Consider the following 7942-nt stretch of genomic DNA (forward strand, 5'->3'; position numbering starts at 1 on the left):
GGTCAGGCGCTCGGCCCGGCGACGGGGGTGCTCACCAACGTGCCGATCCTCTCACCACGCACCGCCCTGGCGATGTTCCCCTCGGTGAGAAGGTTGAACACGATGATGGGCATGTTGTTGTCCATGCAGAGGCTGAAGGCGGTGGCGTCGGCGACCTTGAGCCCGCGTTCGAGCACCTCGCGGTGGCTGATCTCGTCGAACATCTTGGCGCTCGGGTCGCTCTTCGGGTCCGCGGTGAAGACCCCGTCCACGGCCTTGGCCATGAGCACCGCCTCGCAGCCGATCTCCAGCGAGCGCTGGGCGGCGGCGGTGTCGGTGGAGAAGTAGGGCATCCCGGTGCCGGCGCCGAAGATCACCACGCGGCCCTTCTCGAGGTGCCGCTCGGCGCGCCGCGGGATGTAGGGCTCGGCGACCTGGCCCATGGTGATGGCGGTCTGCACGCGCGTGGGGACGCCTTCCTTCTCCAGGAAGTCCTGCAGCGCCAGGGAGTTCATGACGGTGCCGAGCATGGCCATGTAGTCGGCCCGGTCGCGGTCCATGCCGCGCTGGGACAGCTCGGCGCCCCGGAAGTAGTTGCCGCCGCCGATCACGACGGCCATCTGGACGCCGGTGCGGACGACGTCCGCGATCTGCGCGGCCACGGAGTGGACGACGTCGGGGTCGAGACCGAGCGCTCCCCCGCCGAACATCTCGCCACCCAGTTTCAGCAGCACCCGCCGGTAACCGCCGTCGGCTCGTTTCGCCTCGCCCATGTCCGCCTCCGCCCGCTCGGGTGCTCTCGTGGAGCCTGCCTTCGCGAGTGTGCCCCGTCCCCGTGATCACGGAGACGGGGCACCCTCACGTCACTGCCGTCGTGTTACGGCTGGCCGACCTCGAACCGGGCGAACCGGGTGACGGTCACGCCGGCCGCGTCGAGCAGCGCCTTGACGGTCTTCTTGTTGTCGAGCACCGACGGCTGCTCCAGCAGCACGGTGTCCTTGTAGAACGCGTTGACCTTGCCCTCGATGATCTTGGGCAGGGCCTGCTCGGGCTTGCCTTCGGCCCGGGCGGTCTCCTCGGCGATGCGGCGCTCGTTGTCGACCAGGTCGGCGGGCACCTCTTCGCGGGTCAGGTACTTCGGCTTGAGGGCCGCGATCTGCAGCGCCGCGTTGCGGGCCGCCTCGGCGGCGCCGTCGCCCTCGCCGCTGTACTCGACCAGCACGCCGACCGCCGGGGGCAGGTCGGTGCCGCGGCGGTGCAGGTACGTCGCGACCTGGCCGTCGAAGGCCACGACGCGGCGCAGGACCAGCTTCTCGCCGATCTTGGCGGCCAGCTCCTGGACGGCGTCGCCGACGGACTTGCCGCCCTCGAGCTCGGCCGCGGCCAGCTTCTCGACGTCGTCGGTCTGCAGGGTCTGGGCGACCTTGACGATCTTGTTGGCGAGCTCCTGGAACTGCTCGTTCTTGGCGACGAAGTCGGTCTCGGAGTTGATCTCGACCAGCACGCCGCCGTCCCCGGCGACGAGGCCCTCGGCGGTGGCGCGCTCGGCGCGCTTGCCGACGTCCTTGGCGCCCTTGATACGCAGGAACTCAACGGCCTTGTCGAAGTCGCCGCCGCTCTCCTCGAGCGCCTTCTTGCAGTCCATCATGCCGGAGCCGGTGAGCTCGCGGAGACGCTTGACGTCCGCCGCGGTGTAGTTCGCCATCGTGCGGTGTCCGTTCCTCTCGGAAAGTTGTGGGGGCCGCGCCTGCGCGGCGTGGCCTGCCGGAAAGATTCAGGAGGCGGTGGTCTGCTCGGCCGGGGCCTCGTTGCCCTTGAGCAGGTCCTGCTCCCACTCGGCCAGCGGCTCGTCGGACACGCCCGGCTCGGGCTTGTCCTGGCCCTCGGCGGCCGGCGCGGAGCCGTTGCGGCTGGAGCGGGCCATCAGGCCGGCGGCGGCGGCCTCGGCGACCACCTTGGTGAGCAGCGCGGCCGAGCGGATCGCGTCGTCGTTGCCCGGGATCGGGTAGTCGACCTCGTCCGGGTCGCAGTTGGTGTCCAGGACCGCGACGACCGGGATGTTCAGCTTGCGCGCCTCGCCGACGGCGATGTGCTCCTTCTTGGTGTCCACGATCCAGACGGCGCTGGGCACCTTCTGCATGTCGCGGATACCGCCGAGGGTGCGCTCCAGCTTCTCCTTCTCGCGGGTCAGCGTCAGGATCTCGCGCTTGGTGAGACCCTGGAAACCGCCGGTCTGCTCCTGCGACTCCAGCTCCTTGAGGCGCAGCAGCCGCTTGTGGACCGTCTGGAAGTTGGTCAGCATGCCGCCGAGCCAGCGCTGGTTGACGAAGGGCATGCCCACGCGCTGCGCCTCGCGGGCGATCGCCTCCTGGGCCTGCTTCTTCGTGCCGACGAACATGATGGTGCCGCCGTGCGCGACGGTCTCCTTGATGAACTCGTACGCACGGTCGATGTAGCTCAGCGTCTGCTGCAGGTCGATGATGTAGATGCCGTTGCGCTCGGTGAGGATGTAGCGCTTCATCTTCGGGTTCCAGCGGCGGGTCTGGTGCCCGAAGTGCACGCCGGAATCGAGCAGCTGCTTCATGGTGACGACGGCCATGGCCGGATCCGCACCTCTTCTGTGTAGCGCGCGCCCCGCGGGACGCGCTGGCCGGTTTTGTCGCCGTCGGCCGGGTGGCCGGCGACCCTGGTGCAGTGCCGGTGCCCGGACCCCGGGGGTTGCTCCTCGGGGACCGCCGGGCGCCGTGGGTTCCTCTGAGCGGGGAACCTGCACGTACACGCGAAGTCGACCTGTCGTGACAGGCCGCGCGAACAGTGTACGCCCTGGCGACGCGGGGTTCACCACGGGCGGCCTCGTGATCGCGGCAGGCGCCGCGGGAGCCCGGGGGCGCCAGTGGTGAGCCGGATGCACCACCGCCGACCCGGGCGCACTGGGGGCGAGCCTAGGTGCGACACGGGTGAGCCCGGGGTGCTGCGGGTGAGCCAGGGCGCGCAGTACGGGCCCCGAGCCCGCGGTGCTGCTCCTGGATGCGCGACGCGGGCCCCGGATGCGCGGGGCCGGCCTCGGGTGCGCCGTGCCGGCCCCGAGTGCGTCACCGCCGGCCGGCGTGCGCCATCGCCCGCCCGGGCGTCTGGGGGTGAGCCCGAGTTCTGCGGCATCTCGGGCGCTGGCCCTGTTCCCCTTCGGGGTTCGCACTTCCGGCTCGTTCTGGTGGCCCGTACCCCACGCGAACCGTGCTCGGCCCCCTGCGGCCCGCTCGCGCGTGGTGCGAGTGTGTTCGCAGGTTCGAGTTGTCCACAAGCGGCCGAGTTATCCACAGATTTGGTCAGCGGCCGTTCCCGAGGCCGGAAGTGCGCCACCCTGGGTTGATGATCGTGGGAGTTCGCCGATTGCTCGGGATCGTGCTGGTCAGCGCCGGTTTGCTGGCCGGCTCGCCGGACGTTGGAGGGGTCAGGGCGGCACCTCAGGGACCCGTGACGACCGCCCCGCCGGCTGCGGTGCGCGACGACCTGGATCCGCGGTTCGGGTGGCCGTTGTCGCCCAAGCCGGTGGTGGTCCGGCCGTTCCAGGCGCCGTCAGGGCCGTACGGGCCGGGTCATCGCGGGGTGGACCTGGCTGCGACGCCCGGTCAGCAGGTTCTGGCCGCGGGGCCGGGCGTCGTGGTGTTCGCGGGGCTCGTCGCGGGGCGTCCGGTGGTCTCGATCGACCACGACGGCGGGTTGCGCACGACCTACGAGCCGGTCACGCCGACGGTTCCGGCCGGGACGCAGGTGTGGCGGGGGCAGCCGATCGGCGTCGTCGAGGCCGGGCATCCGGGGTGTCCGGTCGAGGCCTGCCTGCACTGGGGTGTCCGCCGGGGCGAGGAGTACCTGAGCCCGCTTCCCCTGGTCCAGACCGGCACAGCGATCCGGCTGAAACCCTGGGCGGGTTAGACCCCGGCCTGCTCCGTGAGCCGGGCGCGCAGCCGGAGGACCGCGCGGGTGTGCAGCTGGCTGACCCGCGACTCGGTGACGCCCAGGACCCGGCCGATCTCGGCGAGCGTCAGCCGTTCGAAGTAGTAGAGGCTGACCACGATCCGGTCACGCTCGGTCAGCTGGGCGATGGCCTCGGCGAGCTGGCGCCGGTTGTCCCGGTCGACGAGGACGGCGACGGGGTCGATGGCGTCGTCGTCGGGGAGCGTGTCGACCAGCGAGCCGCTCTCCCGGCCGGCCGCCATGAGGTCCTCGAGCGCGACGACGCTGGTCAGCTGGAGCTGGCTGTAGAGGTCGCGCAGCTCTTCGAGGGTGATGCCCAGCTCGGCGGCGACCTCGGTGTCGGTCGGGGTGCGGCGCAGGCGGCCGCCGAGGCGCTCGAGCGCGCGCTCCACCTCACGGGCACGGCTGCGCACGACGCGGGGCACCCAGTCCTGGGAGCGCAGGTCGTCGAGGATCGCGCCGCGGATCCGCTGCATCGCGTAGGTCTCGAACCGCAGGCCGCGCTCGGGCTCGAACTTCTCGATGGCGTCGATCAGGCCGAAGATGCCGGACTGGATGAGGTCGCTGACGTCGACATGCGTGGGCAACCCGGTCCCCACCCGCCCGGCGACGTACTTGACCAGCGGCGCGTAGTGCAGGACCAGGCGCTCCCGCAGCCGCTGCTCCGGGCAGGTCCGGAACTTGCGCCAGACGGCTTGGATCGCGGAGTCGCCGTCACCCGCGCGGGTGGGGCTGCCACCGGGTTGGGCAGCACCGGGTTGGGCAGCACCGGGTTGGGTGGCACCGTCGGTGACCGACGCGCCGCTGCCCCGCGAACCGGTGCCCGCGTTCGGCTCGGTCGCGGCCTGCGCACCAGCGTCCGCCACCGGCCCACCACCAGTGACCCGCGGTCCCTCGACCCCCGACTCGCTACCCCCGATCTCCTCGGTCGCGGCCTGCGCACCGGCACCTGCCACCGGCTCGCCGCTGCGAGGTGCCTCCGCGAGCGTGCCGGAGGCCGCCGCCGCTGTGGCTTCGGGGGCACTCTCCCGTGTGGGCGCGCTGGGGGTACCAGTGGCCGTCGGTTCCCCGGTGCGCTCGCTCCCGGGCTCGCCGTCCTGTTCGGACGTGGGCAGCATCGGTCGCCCGGCCTGGTCGGGGGCGGGGCGGGCAGGTGTCGCTCGCAAATCGGCCTTCACACGGGAACCGTTCTCGGCAGCGGGCTCAGGTCGTTCTCCGGGCTCGTACGGGGTGGGCGGTGTCAACGATCCTGCCTGCCGTCCTCCGAGGTCATCGGGATCGGGGGTGGGCTTGGTCATGGATCGCCTTCAACCGCTCGACGGTCACGTGAGTGTAAAGCTGTGTCGTGGCAAGCGTAGCGTGACCGAGTAGCTCCTGAACGCTGCGAAGGTCGGCACCGCCCTCCAGCAGGTGCGTTGCCGCGGTGTGCCGCAGTCCGTGCGGGCCCATGTCGGCCGCCGAGGGCACCGTGTCGAGCGCTTCGTGCACCACTCGCCGGACCGTCCGCGGGTCCAGCCGCCCACCCCGCACACCGAGGAACAGCGCGGACGCGTGCGGCTTCGCCACCGCACCGGCCACCGCCGGCCGGCCGTGGTCGAGCCAGCTGCGCAGAGCCCGATCGGCCGGCGCGCCGAACGGGACCATGCGCTCCTTGCCGCCCTTGCCGAGCACCCGGACGAGCCTGCGGCCGAAGTCCACATCGTCGACGTCGAGCCCGCACAGCTCGGACACCCGCACCCCGGTCGCGTAGAGCAGCTCGAGGACCGCGTGATCACGCAGGGCGACCGGCTCCTGTTGCGCTGCGCCGCTGCCCGCCGCGGTGAGGACGTCCTCCGCCTCGTCCGGCCGGAGCACCGGCGGGAGGGTCCGGTGCACGCGAGGCGCCACCAGCTTCGCCCCCGGGTCGTGGTCCAGCGCGCCTTGGCGGCGAGCCCAGGCGGTGAAGGTCCGGGCCGAAGCCGCTCGCCGTGCGAGAGTGGTCCGTCCCGCTCCCCCGTTCCGCTGGTCGGCCAACCACGACCGGAGCACCCCGATGTCCAGGCCCGCGAGCTCGGCGGCGTCCGGCTGCGGCTCCTCACCGTGCAGGAACCCCAGCAGGGACACCACGTCCCCGACATACGCGCGCACCGTGTGCGGGGACAGCCCCCGCTCCAGCCCGAGGTGCCGTTCGTAGTCGTCGACCAGGCCCGCGGCGGCGCGCGGCAGGGCGTCCCGGAGGGCGTGCAGGTCCGTTTTGCGGCCCCGAGATTCCCGTGCGGACATGGTTGTTCACGCTGCGCGAAGGGGCGCGCGTGGTCAAGCATCGCCACACCGGGAGCAGATGACGATCGCATCACCTCCTCGCCCTGCCGCGCCAGCCGCTTTCGCAGCGCTCGGCGAGGTCGTCGAGTTCGAGGGCGGGCAGTACCGCCCGGACCCGGGCGACCGGAACCCCGGATTCGGCGGCGATCTGCTCGGCGGACTTGCCCTCACGTTTGCGGAGCGCTTCGTGGACGCGCAGGGCGTCCGGGCCGAGGCCGTCCGTCGGCCGTTTCGAGCGGACCTTCTCGGGCCGGGGCGTGCCGAGCCGGCCGACGGTTTCGATCACGTCGTCGATCGAGGCCACGAGGGTCGCGCCGGATTCACGGATCAGCTCGTGGCAGCCGATCGACATCGCGGAGGTGATCGGCCCGGGGACGGCCATCACGACCTTGCCGAGCGCGCCGGCTGTCGTCGCGGTGTTGCGCGCGCCGCTACGCCGGCCGGCCTCGACGACGATGGTGCCTTCGCTGAGCGCCGCGATGAGGCGGTTGCGGACCAGGAAGCGGTGGCGGGCGGGCGGTGTGCCCGGCGGGTACTCGCTGGCGACGAGCCCGCCGAGTTCGGCGATCTTGTCGAGGAGGACGACGTGCCCGGCGGGGTATCCGGCGTCGAGGGCGCAGCCGAGCAGCGCGACGGTGGTGCCGCCCGCGGCCAGGGCTCCGCGGTGGGCGGCGCCGTCGACGCCGTAGGCCGCACCGGAGAAGATCGGCACTCCCTGGCGGGCCAGGGCAGAAGCGAAGTCACCGGCCACGTGCTCGCCGTACCCGGTGGCCGACCTGGCGCCGACGATCGCCACGGCCTGTTCGGTGGCCTCGTCGAAGCGGGTGTGGCCGCGCACCCACAACGCGAGTGGCGGGGCGGCACCCGGCACGCCGCGGCTGGCCGCGAGCTGGAGGGACAGGAGCGGCCAGGCCGGCCACTCGTCGTCCTCCGGAATCAGCAGCCGCATGCCGAGGCGAGCGCCTTCGTCGAGGTCGCGCTGGGCGTGGTCGTGCGTGCGGCGGGCCTCGGTCTCGTCGCGCACACGGCTGGGACAGTCGCCGGCGCGGATCGCTTCGGCGGCGGCGACGGGCCCGAGCTGGGCGACGAAGTCGACCACGGCCGGGGCCGGCGGCTCGGCGACGCGGACCAGGTAGGAACGGGCCAGGCGCTCGGCGGCGAGGTTGTCGGTGGAGGGCTCGGGGGCGGTGTGTGAGCTGGTCACGCCGGCCTCCGGATGCGGGGTTCCAGCGCGGCGACCAGGTGGACTGGGGTGGGTTCGGTGCCGATTCGGGGCGTGGTCATTCCCAGCCTCGGGATGTGGGCGGGCAGGTTCGTGGCGAGCGGTTCGCGCAAGTCGGTCGCGGGGCTCATGCGGCTCTCCGATCGCGGAACTCCAGCGCGGTGACCGCGTGGTCCGGTGAGAGCTCGGCGAAGGTTCGGGACGTGGTCATGCCGGCCTCCGGAGGTTGGCGGGCAGGTTCGTGGCGAGCGGTTCGCGCAAGTCGGTCGCGGGGCTCATGCGGCTCTCCGATCGCGGAACTCCAGCGCGGCGGCCACGTGATCGGAGGTCGGTTCCTCGACCTCGGCGAGGTCGGCCAGCGTCCACGCGATGCGGAGGCATCGGTCGGCACCGCGGGCGGTGATCGTGCCGCGTTCGAGGCTTCGCTCCAGCAGGGCTGTCGTCGGGGGTGGGAGGGCGAACTCG

9 protein-coding genes are annotated in these 7942 nt (G+C 72.3%); 1 reads left to right on the top strand and 8 read right to left on the bottom strand.

What is annotated here, in order from left to right; translation table 11 throughout:
* Positions 1-2 precede the first annotated feature (2 nt).
* The 3 genes from pyrH to rpsB all read right to left on the bottom strand — a co-directional run bounded on the left by pyrH (position 3) and on the right by rpsB (position 2578).
* Positions 3-752 (bottom strand): UMP kinase, encoded by a 750-nt coding sequence (pyrH, locus tag D0D15_RS13860; protein WP_094007876.1) that lies wholly within the window; start codon positions 750-752, stop codon positions 3-5.
* Between the two features lie 104 nt (positions 753-856).
* On the bottom strand, positions 857-1684 hold the full coding sequence (gene tsf / locus D0D15_RS13865) for a translation elongation factor Ts (protein WP_094007875.1): 828 nt from the start codon (positions 1682-1684) through the stop codon (positions 857-859).
* Positions 1685-1753: 69 nt separating this feature from the next.
* On the bottom strand, positions 1754-2578 hold the full coding sequence (gene rpsB / locus D0D15_RS13870; RefSeq protein WP_094007874.1) for a 30S ribosomal protein S2: 825 nt from the start codon (positions 2576-2578) through the stop codon (positions 1754-1756).
* A 770-nt stretch (positions 2579-3348) separates the two neighbouring features.
* Between rpsB and D0D15_RS13875 the strand changes: the two genes are divergently transcribed.
* On the top strand, positions 3349-3912 hold the full coding sequence (locus tag D0D15_RS13875) for a murein hydrolase activator EnvC family protein (protein WP_167481502.1): 564 nt from the start codon (positions 3349-3351) through the stop codon (positions 3910-3912).
* Here the strand turns inward: D0D15_RS13875 and D0D15_RS13880 are convergent.
* The 5 genes from D0D15_RS13880 to D0D15_RS13895 form a co-directional block, all read right to left on the bottom strand.
* Positions 3909-4820 carry a FliA/WhiG family RNA polymerase sigma factor gene (locus tag D0D15_RS13880; RefSeq protein ID WP_233157447.1) on the bottom strand — a complete coding sequence of 304 codons (912 nt, stop codon included), beginning with the start codon at positions 4818-4820 and terminating at the stop codon, positions 3909-3911. The two genes, D0D15_RS13875 and D0D15_RS13880, sit on opposite strands and share 4 nt — an antisense overlap.
* Before the next feature lie 403 nt (positions 4821-5223).
* A complete protein-coding gene (locus D0D15_RS13885; RefSeq protein ID WP_115944483.1) occupies positions 5224-6216 on the bottom strand; it encodes a tyrosine recombinase XerC in 993 nt (330 codons plus the stop codon).
* Positions 6217-6286: 70 nt separating this feature from the next.
* Complete coding sequence (gene dprA, locus D0D15_RS13890; protein WP_094007872.1) at positions 6287-7459, bottom strand: DNA-processing protein DprA; 1173 nt, start codon at positions 7457-7459, stop codon at positions 6287-6289.
* Positions 7456-7608 carry a hypothetical protein gene (locus D0D15_RS35915; protein WP_162830568.1) on the bottom strand — a complete coding sequence of 51 codons (153 nt, stop codon included), beginning with the start codon at positions 7606-7608 and terminating at the stop codon, positions 7456-7458. Before D0D15_RS35915 ends, dprA begins: the two co-directional genes overlap by 4 nt.
* A gap of 144 nt (positions 7609-7752) precedes the next feature.
* A partial coding sequence (locus D0D15_RS13895) for a magnesium chelatase subunit ChlI family protein (RefSeq protein ID WP_482746738.1) occupies positions 7753-7942 on the bottom strand: 190 nt, incomplete at its 5' end.

This window comes from Amycolatopsis thermalba, assembly GCF_003385215.1.
Taxonomy (GTDB): Bacteria; Actinomycetota; Actinomycetes; order Mycobacteriales; family Pseudonocardiaceae; genus Amycolatopsis_E; species Amycolatopsis_E thermalba.